This is a genomic window from Type-F symbiont of Plautia stali, assembly GCF_059731105.1.
The window spans coordinates 2,904,525-2,919,097 of record NZ_AP035909.1 but is presented as its reverse complement, the minus strand read 5'-3'; the positions used below and the strand labels follow the sequence as shown (position 1 = coordinate 2,919,097).

The 14,573-nt window shown below is 52.6% G+C and carries 30 protein-coding genes and 1 pseudogene; 20 read left to right on the top strand and 11 right to left on the bottom strand.

Annotated features, from left to right (window positions below; translation table 11 throughout):
• Positions 1-20 precede the first annotated feature (20 nt).
• From AC6I7A_RS13845 to AC6I7A_RS13795, 11 genes and pseudogenes are all read right to left on the bottom strand, one after another.
• Positions 21-416, bottom strand: coding sequence for a hypothetical protein (locus AC6I7A_RS13845; RefSeq protein ID WP_058956757.1), 396 nt, complete (start codon positions 414-416; stop codon positions 21-23).
• Between the two features lie 2 nt (positions 417-418).
• Complete coding sequence (recT, locus tag AC6I7A_RS13840; RefSeq protein ID WP_058956758.1) at positions 419-1,234, bottom strand: recombination protein RecT; 816 nt, start codon at positions 1,232-1,234, stop codon at positions 419-421.
• Positions 1,227-2,045, bottom strand: a pseudogene (locus AC6I7A_RS13835) (PD-(D/E)XK nuclease-like domain-containing protein); the annotation flags it as partial. The pseudogene AC6I7A_RS13835 and the gene recT, both read right to left, overlap by 8 nt.
• Positions 2,045-2,356, bottom strand: coding sequence for a hypothetical protein (locus AC6I7A_RS13830; RefSeq protein WP_058956760.1), 312 nt, complete (start codon positions 2,354-2,356; stop codon positions 2,045-2,047). The pseudogene AC6I7A_RS13835 and the gene AC6I7A_RS13830, both read right to left, overlap by 1 nt.
• 112 nt (positions 2,357-2,468) lie before the next feature.
• A complete protein-coding gene (locus AC6I7A_RS13825) occupies positions 2,469-2,606 on the bottom strand; it encodes a protease FtsH-inhibitory lysogeny factor CIII (protein ID WP_072215464.1) in 138 nt (45 codons plus the stop codon).
• Positions 2,607-2,757: 151 nt separating this feature from the next.
• Positions 2,758-2,955: a DUF551 domain-containing protein gene (locus tag AC6I7A_RS13820; RefSeq protein ID WP_058956761.1), complete on the bottom strand. Its 198-nt coding sequence runs from the start codon at positions 2,953-2,955 to the stop codon at positions 2,758-2,760.
• Positions 2,956-2,974: 19 nt separating this feature from the next.
• Complete coding sequence (locus AC6I7A_RS13815) at positions 2,975-3,136, bottom strand: hypothetical protein (RefSeq protein WP_195910797.1); 162 nt, start codon at positions 3,134-3,136, stop codon at positions 2,975-2,977.
• A gap of 121 nt (positions 3,137-3,257) precedes the next feature.
• Positions 3,258-3,530, bottom strand: coding sequence for a hypothetical protein (locus tag AC6I7A_RS13810; RefSeq protein ID WP_058956762.1), 273 nt, complete (start codon positions 3,528-3,530; stop codon positions 3,258-3,260).
• 2 nt (positions 3,531-3,532) lie between these two features.
• Positions 3,533-3,772 carry a transcriptional antitermination N peptide gene (locus tag AC6I7A_RS13805; protein ID WP_058956763.1) on the bottom strand — a complete coding sequence of 80 codons (240 nt, stop codon included), beginning with the start codon at positions 3,770-3,772 and terminating at the stop codon, positions 3,533-3,535.
• 57 nt (positions 3,773-3,829) lie between these two features.
• Positions 3,830-4,033: a hypothetical protein gene (locus tag AC6I7A_RS13800; RefSeq protein ID WP_153009175.1), complete on the bottom strand. Its 204-nt coding sequence runs from the start codon at positions 4,031-4,033 to the stop codon at positions 3,830-3,832.
• Between the two features lie 526 nt (positions 4,034-4,559).
• Positions 4,560-5,249 carry an XRE family transcriptional regulator gene (locus AC6I7A_RS13795; protein ID WP_058956765.1) on the bottom strand — a complete coding sequence of 230 codons (690 nt, stop codon included), beginning with the start codon at positions 5,247-5,249 and terminating at the stop codon, positions 4,560-4,562.
• Positions 5,250-5,347: 98 nt separating this feature from the next.
• Here AC6I7A_RS13795 and AC6I7A_RS13790 point away from each other — a divergent pair, with 98 nt between their 5' ends.
• The 20 genes from AC6I7A_RS13790 (at position 5,348) to AC6I7A_RS13695 (ending at position 14,551) form a co-directional block, all read left to right on the top strand.
• Positions 5,348-5,575, top strand: coding sequence for a helix-turn-helix domain-containing protein (locus tag AC6I7A_RS13790; RefSeq protein WP_058956766.1), 228 nt, complete (start codon positions 5,348-5,350; stop codon positions 5,573-5,575).
• A gap of 107 nt (positions 5,576-5,682) precedes the next feature.
• The gene (locus AC6I7A_RS13785; RefSeq protein WP_230200822.1) at positions 5,683-5,985 is read left to right on the top strand and encodes a CII family transcriptional regulator; all 303 of its coding nucleotides are present in this window, start codon (positions 5,683-5,685) and stop codon (positions 5,983-5,985) included.
• Between the two features lie 37 nt (positions 5,986-6,022).
• The gene (locus AC6I7A_RS13780) at positions 6,023-6,862 is read left to right on the top strand and encodes a ParB/RepB/Spo0J family partition protein (RefSeq protein ID WP_058956767.1); all 840 of its coding nucleotides are present in this window, start codon (positions 6,023-6,025) and stop codon (positions 6,860-6,862) included.
• Between the two features lie 46 nt (positions 6,863-6,908).
• Complete coding sequence (locus AC6I7A_RS13775; RefSeq protein WP_230200823.1) at positions 6,909-7,769, top strand: replication protein; 861 nt, start codon at positions 6,909-6,911, stop codon at positions 7,767-7,769.
• Positions 7,766-8,470 carry a replication protein P gene (locus AC6I7A_RS13770; RefSeq protein ID WP_058956768.1) on the top strand — a complete coding sequence of 235 codons (705 nt, stop codon included), beginning with the start codon at positions 7,766-7,768 and terminating at the stop codon, positions 8,468-8,470. The genes AC6I7A_RS13775 and AC6I7A_RS13770 overlap by 4 nt, the downstream gene beginning before the upstream one ends.
• Positions 8,463-8,615, top strand: coding sequence for a hypothetical protein (locus tag AC6I7A_RS13765; protein ID WP_158001807.1), 153 nt, complete (start codon positions 8,463-8,465; stop codon positions 8,613-8,615). The genes AC6I7A_RS13770 and AC6I7A_RS13765 overlap by 8 nt, the downstream gene beginning before the upstream one ends.
• Positions 8,612-8,836, top strand: a complete 225-nt coding sequence (locus AC6I7A_RS13760) for a hypothetical protein (RefSeq protein ID WP_058956769.1) — start codon at positions 8,612-8,614, stop codon at positions 8,834-8,836. Before AC6I7A_RS13765 ends, AC6I7A_RS13760 begins: the two co-directional genes overlap by 4 nt.
• A 1-nt stretch (position 8,837) precedes the next feature.
• Positions 8,838-9,029 (top strand): hypothetical protein, encoded by a 192-nt coding sequence (locus AC6I7A_RS13755; protein WP_058956770.1) that lies wholly within the window; start codon positions 8,838-8,840, stop codon positions 9,027-9,029.
• A gap of 16 nt (positions 9,030-9,045) precedes the next feature.
• Complete coding sequence (locus AC6I7A_RS13750) at positions 9,046-9,240, top strand: hypothetical protein (RefSeq protein WP_058956771.1); 195 nt, start codon at positions 9,046-9,048, stop codon at positions 9,238-9,240.
• Positions 9,215-9,649, top strand: coding sequence for a recombination protein NinB (locus AC6I7A_RS13745; RefSeq protein WP_058956772.1), 435 nt, complete (start codon positions 9,215-9,217; stop codon positions 9,647-9,649). Before AC6I7A_RS13750 ends, AC6I7A_RS13745 begins: the two co-directional genes overlap by 26 nt.
• Positions 9,646-9,951, top strand: a complete 306-nt coding sequence (locus AC6I7A_RS13740) for a hypothetical protein (RefSeq protein WP_058956773.1) — start codon at positions 9,646-9,648, stop codon at positions 9,949-9,951. The genes AC6I7A_RS13745 and AC6I7A_RS13740 overlap by 4 nt, the downstream gene beginning before the upstream one ends.
• Positions 9,952-10,128: 177 nt before the next feature.
• The gene (locus AC6I7A_RS13735; RefSeq protein WP_058956774.1) at positions 10,129-10,383 is read left to right on the top strand and encodes a hypothetical protein; all 255 of its coding nucleotides are present in this window, start codon (positions 10,129-10,131) and stop codon (positions 10,381-10,383) included.
• A gap of 264 nt (positions 10,384-10,647) precedes the next feature.
• A complete protein-coding gene (locus tag AC6I7A_RS13730; protein WP_153009176.1) occupies positions 10,648-10,896 on the top strand; it encodes a hypothetical protein in 249 nt (82 codons plus the stop codon).
• Positions 10,889-11,524, top strand: a complete 636-nt coding sequence (locus AC6I7A_RS13725) for a recombination protein NinG (RefSeq protein WP_058956775.1) — start codon at positions 10,889-10,891, stop codon at positions 11,522-11,524. Before AC6I7A_RS13730 ends, AC6I7A_RS13725 begins: the two co-directional genes overlap by 8 nt.
• 115 nt (positions 11,525-11,639) lie before the next feature.
• Positions 11,640-12,407, top strand: a complete 768-nt coding sequence (locus AC6I7A_RS13720) for an antitermination protein (RefSeq protein WP_058956776.1) — start codon at positions 11,640-11,642, stop codon at positions 12,405-12,407.
• Positions 12,408-12,803: 396 nt separating this feature from the next.
• On the top strand, positions 12,804-13,217 hold the full coding sequence (locus AC6I7A_RS13715; RefSeq protein ID WP_058956778.1) for a hypothetical protein: 414 nt from the start codon (positions 12,804-12,806) through the stop codon (positions 13,215-13,217).
• Positions 13,214-13,453, top strand: a complete 240-nt coding sequence (locus AC6I7A_RS13710) for a hypothetical protein (RefSeq protein ID WP_058956779.1) — start codon at positions 13,214-13,216, stop codon at positions 13,451-13,453. Before AC6I7A_RS13715 ends, AC6I7A_RS13710 begins: the two co-directional genes overlap by 4 nt.
• Positions 13,450-13,917, top strand: coding sequence for a glycoside hydrolase family protein (locus tag AC6I7A_RS13705; protein WP_058956780.1), 468 nt, complete (start codon positions 13,450-13,452; stop codon positions 13,915-13,917). Before AC6I7A_RS13710 ends, AC6I7A_RS13705 begins: the two co-directional genes overlap by 4 nt.
• A complete protein-coding gene (locus tag AC6I7A_RS13700) occupies positions 13,914-14,258 on the top strand; it encodes a DUF7940 domain-containing protein (protein WP_058956781.1) in 345 nt (114 codons plus the stop codon). The genes AC6I7A_RS13705 and AC6I7A_RS13700 overlap by 4 nt, the downstream gene beginning before the upstream one ends.
• Positions 14,255-14,551, top strand: coding sequence for a hypothetical protein (locus AC6I7A_RS13695; RefSeq protein ID WP_058956782.1), 297 nt, complete (start codon positions 14,255-14,257; stop codon positions 14,549-14,551). Before AC6I7A_RS13700 ends, AC6I7A_RS13695 begins: the two co-directional genes overlap by 4 nt.
• The last annotated feature ends 22 nt before the right edge of the window (positions 14,552-14,573 follow it).

The following is a 14,573-nucleotide window of genomic DNA, read 5'->3' as shown; positions in this document are numbered from 1 at the left end:
CAATGCCGCGGTGAAAATAGTTAGTCCAGGTAGCCCGGATTGAGCCCGAGCGCAATTACCCGCGCCCGGCGCTTAGCTGCGCTGATTGCCTGCTTCCTGCGTTCCGCATCGAATCCGCCTCCGCTGATGATGATTGGCACCGAGTTAAGCGGCACCAGTCGCTTTGGTTTGCGTTCCAGCGTGTAGGTATGGTCAAACACTCTGCCAACCTTCACCGGGTCGGATGAGGTGATAGAGATTGATTTGCATGGCTTAAGGCATTCGCGCATCTGGTGGTTAAACTCACCGAGCGTCATATGAAAAAGGGCGCATAATTCGCGCCCGGTCATTGGTCTTTTGGATAGCTGGAAGGTGACTTTCTCTTTGAATCCGCTGTTCGGGTGATTGTTGCGCCGGTACTGAGCGAGTTTTCGCATGGTTACTCTCCTCCGTCTCCTTCCAGAACGCTATATTCAGCGCTCAGGACAGATGCGTTATCCTGATCCACGTCGCTTTCGGCTTTCTCATCCAGCACCACGGCCTTCTGCATTTCGATGCTGACCGGAAGGTATTTGAACAGGCGGCGGATAACTGTCTTCTTCGCCATTTCTTCCCAGTGGGTAACCCACGGGCCATTGGATGACGCCTTGCTCTGCGCCTTGACCTTCTCGACCTGCTTAGCGGTCATGACTTCAAACTGCGTGCCGCCATCCTTGAGGCGTGCAACCGCGTAAACGTGGGTGATTGGTGCATCCTCGTTATCGCCCGGGCGGTGAATCAGGTTTTCATCCAGGCCATACTCGAAGCTGAACTCATCATCGGCGCGCACCACACGGGCAGACAGGCTGACGATTTGTCCTGAGCGTCGGGCAAGGTCAATCATGCCGCGGTAGCCGATAATTAGCTGGACGTTCGACTGGCCTGATTTAGAGCGGCCATTACCGAACGGCAGCAGGTAGGCATGACCCAATGCGCTACCGGGTTCAAGACCAAGCTGTGAGCACTGGACAACGGCACCAATAAAGCTGCTCTGGTCGCAAGTTGCCAGCGCCGGTGTCTTGCGAATCTCGGTGGTGACGATGCGAATCATTCGGTCGGCCGTCATGTGGCGGGGAAGCGCGGCTGCAAGCTGGCTCTTCATGGCTGGCTGGTTCATGAAGCCGACCAGTGTCTGCTCAGGCGTTTTGTTGGCAACCTGCTTGCTCTGCTGCGTCTTCTGCAGGTCAGCGCTGGCGATAGGTGGCTGGTTACTCATTCCTTAACTCCTTCGCCCAATAGGGCAGTGATAGGGTTGCGATGCCCGGCCATTCATTCCGTGACAGGCATTCTGCGAAAGTGTGGATGTTTCGTTTGTACTCAGCACGACCGGCATCCTTTGCCTGCTGGTCCATGATGAACACCTGTACCGGATAGCGGCCACAGTCAATTGACGTGCTTACAGCAAGGAACGCGAATGTAGGTGTTTCATCGAAGTGCGATTCATAGCCGTCCGAGTAGAAGGCGTCCTGAACGTGATAGCGGTATGAGTAAAAGTCTTTCTGGAACTTGATGATGTCGGCCGTGCTTTTTACATCCACACACCAGTTAAAATCGGTGATAATTTTGTCCGGCCGGCAGCGGGATAAAACGCCGGTGTCGCGGTCATTCCAGTAAATGCTCGCTTCTGCATTTCCCTGCGCCTCAAGCATCCACCGGGCAATCGGATGAGCCATGGCGCTGTCACGCATCAGCCTCAGCTTCCGATTGTCGTCGTGCGTGATAGGCGTAACTCCTTCAGCCTCGCACCGTTCCATGAACTCCTTTTCTTTCTCCTTGCCCGCAGTAGTCCGGCGGTTAACCTCCGGGCCTATCTCAAAGCGCTTGCTGAACTCGTCAGGCTCAAGCAGCAGGCAGTGCAGGGCAGTGCCTAAATCCAGCGCAGCCGTCTTTTCCTCATCAACCGGCGCATGCTTCCGCCACTGGTAGATGGCCGGGCTTATCGCAATATCATCCAGTTGCGATTTGCTGATGCCCGGGCCACCGTGATAGTCCTCGTTGCTGATGTCGTAGTAGATGCCAGGCTGCATTACGCCGCCTCCTGATTTCCATGCTTGTTGCGGTAGATTTCGATCGCCACTTCCCGCCGCGCCGCAATGACCATTGCATCACGCAGAAGCGTCTCAGCGGCTTCGTGCATGTCATCGTCACTGTCGAACATCTCAATGGCGGGATGGTCATAATGACGTAGCAAGAAAGCGCACAGAGCAGGCATCAGCGGGTTCGTTTTGTGCTGGTTCATCCGCGCATCGACTTCAGCGGCGATAAGCTCCAGCTCGCTCTCTGGTAGGTTGTCAGCAATATCCTGCACTTCATTTCGGGCCGTTCTGTTCAGTCTCATTGCATCGCTCTCCGCAGTAACCGCATTGCCATCGCCCACTTGGCGCCATCACCAAACAGGTGAGCCTCTCTAGAAAGCTCCTGAGCCTTCGTGAAGTAACGTGATTTCATGATTAAGGTCTCCCTGGCTGGTTTAGGGTGTCGATAAGGTTGCGCCAGCCAGTGCGGAGGCGGCGGGTAATGGTGTCGAGCAGTGATTCGTTTAACTGAGCAGCGCCCACGATGGCGCCGCCCGCGATGGCATAGTTCATCGTGGGTTCCTTGATTCGATAGGGTTGGTGTAAAAAGAAGGGGGCCATTGCGGCCCCATAAGGTGTGTTACGTTCTGGTTATCTATCCTGCTGAAATCTCAGCGTTGGTGCGTAGCACCTCAAAGCCGTCTAAGCAGGCGGCTTTACGGTGTCACTCAGTTGGATGATTAAGGTTGGAGAAGTGAGTCACCTCTGAAAACGCATAACGCTTTTTGAATTCGCCATTCGTATATATGTAGTAATCACCCTCATGCTCTCGCCAATGACCAAACTCATAATCCCCATCAACAAAGAGCAGGACTAGCCTGCAAGTAATTGGTTTCCTTTCACTGCACTTAATCCATTCCATCCTCTCTCTCCTGTAGTGGTTACTGGCTCTGATGGGAAATTCTGACCAGTTTTTCTATCAAGTCTTCCACGCTTAATCCGCGGTCATCACAACTTTCGGCCAGGTATTCAATGCCACTATCTTCGATAAACTGCGCGAGTACTTCTGCCTCTTCTGGCTTAAGTGTTAAATCTTCACTCATCTCAACCTCCTGCTATAAACCCCAGCACCATCAGCACGCCAAACACAAACCAGCCAAATACATAATCTCTGTCGCTTAACATGGGGCCTCCAGATGTGAAAAAGGCCGCCTAAGCGACCTGTTATTTGCCCGTCAGGGCCTTGGCTACATCAAGTGCCGTCTCGCACCCAATTAACCCCTTAGTGAAGTTATCTGCCATCTCCTGATCAGCAGAATCGAAAAGCTTGTCGCGATCCTCTTCGCCGTCTTCACCCGAAAATACCGGCCCCAGAGAAACCTCAGCACCGTCAACGCGGATAGCGATGCTTAGCTTCGGGTTATCATCATCGTCATACTCCTTGGTGATGAGAACCTGACGACCGTTTGCTTCAAATAGCTTTGCCCACTGCTCCATGCTCACCTCGCTGTAACTGTTTCTGACTTGCGGTAACCCGCGTTGAATAATGCAATCTCAGGCAGACACACTGATGTGCTCTTATGCCTGTCACGCAGAGAAGGGGAGGAGCAGGCCTTCTCGACTCTCTGGTTGCAGCTGGATAAGGTGCTGACGATGCGGCGCTCGAAACGTGCCTGCTCGATAGACTGCGATGCTTTCTTGGCGTTATAAGCCGCCATGCGACGCTGATTTCTGTTCATGGGTATTCCTCGATGATTTCATTCATGCGCCCTGTTACAGACGCAGGGTGAAGCCACTTAGTGTTTGAAATTGCCGCTGTAGTCAGGCATTGAGCGCATGCTTTTAATTTCAGAGTCCCACTGCTTTAAAAGGCTTAAACGCTGGCTCTGCAATTCCAGGCTATCCAAATAGCGGATGGCTGGATTTTCGAGTTGGTGATTAACCCGAGAGATTTGATTTTGAATGTTAATAACTTTCTGGCGTTGTTCTGCGTATGTCATCCTGCCACCCTCACTCATTGGCGACTAAGTCGCCGGTATTACTGCTGAATTTTCTGACTTGGTGTAAACAAATCCGGTCTATTTGCACGGGGGCATACGAGAGAAGCACCTGCCTGTTTACTGCCTTCTCTGGTACATGCATTGTTCTGCATGCGGTTCGTGTTCCATTGCCAGCTCACCCGGCCTAACTCGCCCTCCAGGGCTACTATGTTGCTAAGTCAATTGCGGTCTAACTGCGTCAGTGCACAGTTCCGGCACTGCCTGTTCGGTTAAACGTTCGTTCCTGTGTATTCACAGGGTCATATTGTTAAAGAGCATCACCGTCCTGGTGAGTAGTGCGTCCTGCTGATGGGATAGATATTATGCGTGATGCGCATATGCGTCAAGCGCATAATTAATCGTGTTTGTGTGTTTTTGGGATTGTTTTGCGTATGCGTATGAAACAGAAAGAGATTTATTTTTAGGCAGGATGTGCAGCAGGCACAAAAAAGCCCGCACATGGCGGGCTAGATTGCGAAAGGGGAGGCTATCCGTGGCGTCGGTACTGTTGGGATTGGCTGAGCATTACCCGGCCAGCTACATGAAGCATATCCATTTCTTCTTCAGAAATGGTCCACTCACGATAGCGCGGGTTGTCAGATATGACGATTAGCTCGCTTTTGACTTTCTGCAGGCGCTTAACGAACATGTCGCCGTTGTAGTCAAAGACGTAGATGCCATCACCATCAAAGCTGCTTACGGCGACATCCACAAAAATCAGATCGCCTGGCTCTATAGTGCCTTCCATACTGTCACCGCGAACGTTGATGAGCTTCACAGATGACTCCGGCCGGTTACCGAATATGACCCTTGCTTGATCGGGAACATATTCAATAGACCTTATGACTTCAACGACATCCTTTGAGGGCGAACCATCTCCGGCGCTTGCTGAAACATCAAGAACATCAATCCTGTACACATCTTTTCTCCCCTTTTTTATAATGGAACCAATACTGTATGAATCTACAGTATCATTCGCCTCATTGGAAGAGAATAGCTCAGATACAGGAACTGCGAGAGCTTCCGCAATTTTATGTATAAGTGAATCACTGTAGCCCTGCATCCCACGCTCAAGGCGAGATAGGTTCCCCACGTCGCTATCCACGCGCAACGCGAGTTCATTCAGGGTCATCTTATTCGCTTTGCGAATCTGTCTAATTTTGTCGCCTATTTTCATGGCGGATATTCAACCTTTTTTATGCGCGTCACGCAAAGCGCCTTGCGCATATTTTATAATTCGCATATTATGCGTATAGCGCATTTAGGAGGTGCATTATGCCAACACCATTAAGGAAAATGCGTGTAGAGAAAAAGCTGACAATTTCTGAGGTAGCCATCGCAACGCAACTTGACGTTGGAAACCTCAGCCGAATCGAAAGGGGAATTCAGGTTCCATCTCTCGAAACGGCAGAGAAGTTGTCCCGGTTCTTCAAAGGGAAGATCACCGAAATGCAGATTCTCTACCCGCAGCGTTACATGAAGTCAGCCGATACCGCGGCTTAAGCAATACCGCTCTTTATAAATCTGACCTCCCTCGGAATACCAGGGAACTTACGTAGTGACTTGCTCACCGCAATGTCACGCAAGTTATTCAACTAAAGGAATTTTACATGATGGAAATTGCAAGCTATCGCAAAAAGGCGAGAGAGATTGAAAGCCAGTTACTGAACAAACTGGCTGAACGTGGACAGGGAACACTGGCGAAGGTGCTGGACCTGGACGACGCAGCTGTAAGCCGCATGAAGCGCCCATCAGGAAAGCAGCGTCACAGCTTCTTCCAGATGATGAGTCTGGCGCTGGCGTATCTGGATGTGGTGTCACCGGAGTCGGAAATGGCTCAGAGGTTGTTGCGTATTGAGCAGCTACTGACAAAAGAAAAAGCCCCGAGCTGCGCTAACAGCTTCGAGGCCTGATGCACGAATCTTACTGGATCAACGTGCAGGAGTAATTATGAGTTCTTTATTATCGCTTTACAAGGCAAAAGAGAAAAACGGCACGGAAACAACGGTTAAGAAAACATTTCTGGTACCGCTGGCTGAGCTTTACGTCGAGCCGGGCTACAACGTTCGTGAAATCGACCAGGAGCACGTCGCTGAATTCCGCGATGCTTTCATCGCAGGTGAATTTGTTCCGCCGCTGGCGGTACAGGTGACAGAGCAGGGCATCAAGATTATCGACGGCCACCATCGGTATTACGGCGCAAAAATGGCGTCTGAAGCCGGACACGAAATACCGCGTCTTGAGTGCAAGGACTTCTCAGGTTCTGAAGCTGATCGCATTGCATTCATGGTCACCAGCTCACAGGGTAAAGCGCTTTCTCCTCTGGAGCGCGCGGCGGCATATCAGCGCCTGCTGAATCAGGGATGGACGCCAGCTGAGATTGCCAAGAAGGTTAAGCGCTCTCCGGCAGATGTGGATCAGCATCTTCAGCTACTGGAGTGTGGCGATGGCCTGATAGCCATGGTGAAGGCTGGCGAGGTAGCACCGACAACGGCTGTCGCACTCTCGCGTGAGCATGGCCCGAAAGCGGAAGCCGTGGCGCAGGTTCAGATGGAGAAGGCTAAAGCCGCAGGAAAAACCAAACTGACGCGCTCAGCAGCTATTCCTCAGTTCAGCGCAGCCAAAGCACGCCGCCTGGCTGAATTATTGGTTGATGCTGAGTTTGACCGTGATGGCGGCTTCGACAGCCTGATCCTTTCTCATGGCACCACTGAAGAGATAAAGCGGATTCTCGCTGATTATCGCTCAGGCATTCCTTCTGACGGGGGCGGCGATGAATCTTGCGCATGACAATGTATCACCAATCAGGCCCGCTCTCAGGGCCGTGGAGCAACGTGTGGCAGATACAGACGATGGATACACGCGTCTGGCAAACGAGCTGTACGAAGAGCTGATAGGGGCCAACCTGACCAGGAATCAGGCGAAGGTTGCGCATGCTGTTTGCCGGAAAACATACGGCTTCAACAAAAAGATGGATCGCATTGCTGACAGCCAGATTAGCCAGATTACCCGGCTGCCCAGGCAGAAGGTAAACAAGGCAAAAAATGAGTTAATTCAGATGGGTGTATTGGTCCGGGAAGGCATGCTAATCGGTCCGAATAAGAATCTCACAGAGTGGGAAATTCCAGAGTGTCACCAAGATGGTGTCACTGTCACCAAATCAGTGACAAAAAGTGTCACCAAAACGGTGACAGGGTTGTCACCAAAACAGGGACACACAAAAGACACTATTACAAAAGACAAGAAAGACAGTAAACATACGTCAGAGGATTCTGGCGAATCCTCCGACACACCCCTGAAGAATCTACCGGTCATTCGGCCTGAAGCAGCTACCCATTCACCGAAAGGTGACAAGTGGGGAACAGCTGACGACCTGAAGGCTGCCGAGTGGATTTTCAGTAAAGTGCAGATGGTCACCCCGACAGCACAACAACCAAACTGGCCCGCCTGGGCTAACGACATCCGCCTGATGAGAGGCGCCCTTGAGGCAACGCATCACGATATCTGCGAAACCTTCAAGTGGGCCAACGCCGATCACTTCTGGCAGACCAATATCCTCAGCCCTGCAAAACTCCGCGCCAAATGGGACACACTCCGGGCGCAGATGAGCCAGCCAGGGCGTAACCGGCAGTCAGCGCCTCAGCAACCCGCTCAGCACTGGAACAGCCGCGAAGCCTGGGAGAATGAATTCCTATGAGAAATCTCGTATCAGCAATTCAGAACCGTGATGCAGGCGCACTGGCTCGCATTGCAGGAGATGGCCCGCGCCCGGTTGAGCGTGGAGTGCATGAAGACGTTGAGCGTCTTGTCGATGCTCTGTTTTCGAACCTGAAGCAGGTGTTTCCGGCATCGGTCAGCACTGCATGGCGCAATCCGAACGACGAAGCAGCAGCGAAACGCCAGTGGATCGCCGCCTTCGCTGAGAACGGTATTCACAACAAGCAGCAACTTTCAGCAGGCATGAAGCTGGCGCGTGCAAGTGGTTCGCCGTTCCTGCCATCTCCCGGACAGTTTATCGAGTGGTGCAAGCAGGGCGAACATCGCGCCGCGGGTTTGCCAGCCGATGAAGAGCTTTATGACATGTTCCGTCTGTACTGCCGGGACCGTGGCATGTACGACAGCAGCGAAGAGTTCCCGTGGGAAAGCCCGGCATGTTTTCACATGGTGACAGCGGTCTACAACCAGGTGCGCTCATTCAACCTGACTGATGCAGAATGCCGCAAACGCCTGGGCGATGAGCTGCGCAAGATGTCCCGCCGCATTGAGTCTGGTGAGGTCATCCCTCCACCGCGCAAACAGATTCCTCAACTCCACATCCCAACCGGTAACGAAAAGGCACTGGATCATCTTGCCGACATTCGCCGCCGCTTTGGTCTGAAGGGTGGCCGCCATGACTGAAATGAACCGTATCCGCTTTGAGCGACTGTATCGCAGCGTTCACGGTGACAAGCACAACCTGACCCGATCACATCTTGGCTATCAGGATGCTGTGGTAGACCGGGCGTTTTTCTTCTGGCTTGAGGGAAGGGAGAGTGCCGCATGACACAGGTAACTCAACTGGTAATCACACAGCCGCTGATGCGTCAGGCCCGTAACATTCAGCTGGCAATTATCGACCTGGCTAAGAAGCGCGACCTGAAGCCTGAGCAGTTCCGGGCCCACCTGAACGCTATCGACATGCTGGCGCGTGAAGCACATGACCTGATGGTTGACGCGGAAGATGAGCAGCAGCCAGCCAAAGGCCAGAAACGGGGAGGATTTTGATATGAGCAAAGAATTACCGACGGTTGTTGCAGAGAACCTCATGACCATCGCGCCAGACCTGACGATTAAAGTTGTTGTTCTCAGTAACGGGCAGCGGGTCATCCCTGAGGATGATATGAAGCGGGCCTGTGAGTGGCTCGGAGTAGACCTCAGCAGCCTTGAAGTCGATGCCTTTTTCCGGGTGCAGGATTAAAAGTTAAAGGTGAACCATGAACAACGTAATCCCCTTAAAACGCTCTGAGCACGTCATATCGGACGCGGAGCTGGATAAGCTGGCTATCGATATCAGCCGGTTCGCTCAGAAGCATGCAGGCACACTCAGCCTGAGCCACGGCATCAGGAAGTTACTCAGCGACGCATTAAAGCGAGACAAACGCGATGGAGAAAGCAACGTTCCTGCTTAGGAGCGACAACATCCGACAGAACTGCATCACCGCCATCCAGCAACTACCCGCCAATCCCGACAAGCCTCTGCAGGTAACCATCCAGGAAGACACCAGAAGCCTTGCGCAAAACCGCATGCTTTGGGCCTGCCTGCATGATGTATCAAGCCAGGTGGTGTGGTACGGGAAGAAACTCGACGCAGAGAGCTGGAAGCATATTTTCAGCGCCAGCCTGAAAGGGCAGGAGACGGTGCCGGGTATCAATGGCGGCTTCGTGGTGCTGGGCCAGTCAACAAGCAAAATGCGCGTCAGTGAGATGCGTGACCTAATCACACTTATCCATGCCTTCGGTGCCGAGCGGAACGTCAGGTTTAGCGACGAGTCAGCGCGGGCGGCTGAATGGGCTAATCGATTCGGGAGTAGAGCATGAGCAAATTAACCACTGCAATTCTGGATGTGCTTTCTGATGGTGAATGGCACACCTCCAAAGAAATCACCGACCGCGCCTGCGTGATGGCCTCAGCTAAGCGAAAAAACGTGGCTGTAGCTCTTCACGACATGACTGACAGCAACAAGATAAAACGTCAGCGGTTTGGCAATACCGACCACGATTACCAGTACCGCATGGGAACGGTAAACATGGGCTTTGGCCGCAGCTACAACATGGCGATGCTGGACAGTCTGTTATCAACCGTCAGAGGTGCTCATGCGAATGACATGGTTCGTGCATGACCCTGTAGACACTGACACCGCCGCCGAACTCCTTTCCCGCTACGCCTCCCGTAATATCAAAACTCAGAAGACCCTCTCAGCAGACCCACGCCTGTGGCTGGTGAGCGCCTTGCTGCCTGAGTTCCGGGAAGAGCCAAAACCTAGCCGTCAGTATAAAAACCCAATGTGGAGCTGAAGATGAAAATCCTATGGAACACCTTGCTTCGTGCCTCTGCCTTTGCGGCTGAAAAGCTATATGGCGAGAAAGTAACGCAGGTCGATGTCTGGCTGGAAAGCGGCCGGCAGTTAATGCTGATGGACCGCGATGAATCGGAGAGGCTGGTCCGGGTATGTCGACAGCTGAAAGACGAGTGGACTGAGCAGGAAAAGCAGGAACTGCGTCAGGCTATCAGTACCATCCGTCAGCATGAAAAGGGGCATCCTAATGCGTGAGCGCTGCTGCCGCTGCCACACCATCCTCACCTCAGAAGACAAGTATCACTACGGGGCCAACTGCGAAAACTGCGAGGTAGATCGCCGCTATGAAGACCACGAACGGGACCAGCCAATCAAGTCAGCCTACTGGCGCTGGCGAGCCATCTGCTTCTGTGTGCGCTTTCTGTTCTGCGGCGCTGCCAGAGTCAGTGGTGTACTGCTGCACAAGCTGCGAAATAAGCCTGATGCAGGACCCACACTTTCGGATGTGCGGAGAGAGCCATGAGTGACCAAAAAATACAGATAATTTGTGGGGTTCTGCCGGCTCTATTGCGACAGCTGGTTGCGGATAATGAAGTAGTTGTTATCGACAGCATCGCTCGAAGCAGAGTGTCAGTTAAAGCTCTCGAAATGCCATCTGCTGCAAGTTTTGAGCGCACGCAAGAGGCATGGCAGGAGAAACCTAATCGCCGAGCAGGTTTTGCATCAGCACGTAGGCAGGCGAAGAAAAACAGGAGACGTCATGGCTAAAGGCGCCAAGCTGCCGAAGCCGAAGAAATGCCCTATCTGCTCCACCGAATACACCCCCCGAAGTTCACTCCAGAAAGTCTGCCACAACTACCGATGCGCCATGAAATTCACCGCTATACGTGAAGCGGAGAAGCGTGTGCGTGAAGCAGGAAAAGAGGCAAGACGGCAAAGAGATGACCTTAAGCGAAGGAGGGAAGGGTTGAAAACCCAGGCGGACTGGATGAAAGAGGCTCAGGCAGCATTTAACCGGTACATCAGATGGCGCGACCACGGTAAAGATTGTGCAAGTCATGATGGGCCACTTATCAGCAACAGCAATTACCTCACCGGCAGTGCAGTAGACGCCAGTCACTACCGCTCACGCGGCGCAGCACCCCACCTCAGGTTTAACGTTTTCAACGTCCACGCTGCTTGCACCCGGTGCAACAGGCAGTTAAGCGGCAACGCAGTTGAGTTCAGGATACGCCTGATTAAGCGCATAGGCCTTGAGCGCGTAGAGAGACTTGAGGCAGACAACACACCACGCAAATTCGATATCGAGTACCTGAAGCGGGTGAAAGCCATATTCACGCGCCGGGCACGCCATTACGAGAAATTGCGTAAACGTCAGATGGAGCGTGCAGCATGACCCAATACCTCAGAGAAAAGTGGCTCAGGCTACTGCTCAACTTCAGACCAATCACCCCAGCCATTCAGCCCGCTCACATTCAATCGTGGGACATCCAGCCTAAGAGGAAGAAACGATGAGTCTTGAAGCAACCGTTAAGTACCACTTCCCGAAGACAGCAAGCTTTGCAGGTATGCCGCCTGCAACAGCCTCAGACGCATTATCTGGCACTGACTACATGGCAGCAATGGGAATGACGCAAAGTCGCGCTCCGCTGGGTTACAGTGCGTTTATGGGGAAAGTTGGAGTAAGCGATAACGACGCCCGACGCGCCGTATCGTTATTAACTGAATATGCCTTGAGTACCTGCGATAAGGTTGCCGCCCTTCGCAAGCTAGACCCAGATGTTAAACCAGCTGTAATGCAAACTCTCGCAACTTATGCGTACATGGATTATTGCCGCAGTGCGGCCAGCGTCAAACCGTGCGAATGCTGCCAGGCTAAAGGATTTATTGAGGCTGACGTGTTCAGTATGAAGTCGCCGCTTTCGGGTGGCGCCGCTCGGAGTGTGAAGGAAGTCGTCCGGGTTCTCTGCAAGACCTGTAACGGTAAGGGCGTCGTGTCGTCGTCATGCCGGGACTGCTGCGGGAGGGGGCGGGCGGTTGATCGCAAGTTGACTGAAGAGCAGGGCGTGCCGGTGATGGGCGACTGTAAGCGATGCTGTGGTCGTGGGTATGAGCGTATCCCATCGACTGACGTGCATCGAACCGTGGATGGATTAACTGACGCGATATCTCTCGACACCTGGAAGAAGTCGGTAAAGCCATTCTATGACGGGCTTATCGGCAAGATTGAGATTGAGGAATCGTGGGCCAATGCCTCGCTAAATAAGGTCACAGGATAGCGCAATCAGAAATAGCTCATTATTTTATCGTGGGCTATTTACTTTTCCCGAAACTGGGGATATGATTCCCAACAGTTGAAGTTGCGCGCTGTTGTTTAACGCGGTAACTTAATCCAGTCAGTTCCATCGATTTGTGATAATCAAAGCGCCTTACGGTCTCACCAACTGCGAGGGCGTTTTTTATTTCTATACCCTGCAGAGGATAAGCAATACCGCATACCCTGTAGCGGATAAGTAACACCACTGAACTATTCCAAAAGGTCGCCATTAGAGCGGCCTTTTCTCGTTTTTCGCCCATGCCAATCAAAATCGACTCTCACCTTTTCCTGTGTGGCATCGGGCGATCTTTTCTTCTAACAGCAATGAGCCGGTCTCACCGGGTTGCCGGAGACGGCTATGGCAGCAGAATTCTTCTCAAAAGAGATACTCCTCGGGCTGGGCGGCGCTCTGTCGGTTGGCATTAACGGCTGGCTGGCTTTCAGTCGGTACTGGATAAGCAACAGGGCAAAGAACGCCAACGACAACCAGCAAATCGACATGCTCGATAAGCAGGAAAAGTACATCGAACGGCTGGAGAAGACCAACTCTGAGCTCAGGGCGGACAATGCCGCCAAGGATGAAACCATCCGCCAGTACTGGAAGACGATCGCCGACACTCAGGCCCGCCTGCAGATTATCGAAAGCTCACAGAAGCATCTGGAAGAGCAGAACGAAAGCCTGAAAGCGCAGGTCAGGGAGCTGACCACATCAAACATGAACCTCGTATCTCAGATAGCTGAGATGCGTAACGAATTGAGGGTATCGCGATGATTAGAGATAAGAATGGCGACCCCGTAATCACCTGGCAAATGCTCGTCGTCATTCTGGCGACCACTTTCGGCATCTACGCCTGTGGCGTCGTGTCAGGCTATTTCTACTTCCGCGGCGAGTATCTGGCTAAAGCTGATGCCCGCGACCGGGTGGTTAACGAAATCAAAAAGCAGGTAGACCAGCTTCCGACTCAGCAGGAGTTAAAGCAGGTTGTGAAACAGGATGAGAAGAAATGAGCCAGATTATCCCGATCCTGAATTTTGAAGAGGGTTTCCGAGCGCGCCCTTATGTTGACAGCGAAGGATACCCGACTGTCGGAACCGGATTTCTGATTGGGCCTAAGGGCGCTGCAATCAGTAACTACACATTCTCTCTTTCAAAGAACGTCTCAGACGTGTGGCTTCAGGAGCTGGTAGACACGAAAACAGCAGAGATGAAGGCGTCACCTGCCGTTTATGCCGCACTGAAAAACTGCAACCCGGCGCGCACTGATGTGCTTATCAGCATGGCATATCAGCTCGGCACTCAGGGGCTGGCAGGTTTCAAAAACACACTGCAAATGATTGCGGTTGGTAACTTCACTGGCGCTGCTGCAGGGATGATGAATAGCCTCTGGGCGAAGCAGACCCCTAAACGGGCGTTGCGTCACGCTGATGTCATGCGAACCGGTACATACGACGTTTACAAGGGGCTGATATGAACTTCGCTATCTGGCTCCTCATCATCGTAGCCACCGTGATTGCCGTTCTGCTCATCCGCAAGTACACCAGTCTGGAGTTTGTCGCCCATGCAAAGCTTCTATTCAAGGCGTACAGCGTATGGCTTGCATCAGCTGGTTCCGCACTTAGCGCGTGGGTGCAGTCATTCCCGCAAAATGCGCTCGATGCATGGAATGTGCTGCCGCCTGATATCAAATCGTTTCTGCCTCAAAACTACCTCGGCATGATAGGCGCATTCATGGTAGCGATGGGCGTTATTGCTCAGTTTGTGCGGCAGAAAAAGTTGCTCGCCAGTAAGCAGGAAATGGAGAGTCAGCCATGACGCTTATTACTTCACTGTTCTCAGGTTGGTGGACAGAGATTCTCGCCGGCGCAGCTGTTCTGGTCGCGCTGTTTGCCAGTTACTTCGGCGGAAAGAAAATCGGCACCACACAGACGCAAGCTAAAGCAGAAGTAACGGCAGCGCAGAAAGAAACCCAGCAGGCTGAAAGGGTAGCCAAAAAGCAAAGCGAAATTACCCAGGCGGTGAAAAATGTACAGCAGGATAATAACTCTGTTAGCGATGACGATGCTCGCAGCCGGATGCGGGTCAGCAAATACCACACCGACGACTGAGTATATTTACACCGATTCATCC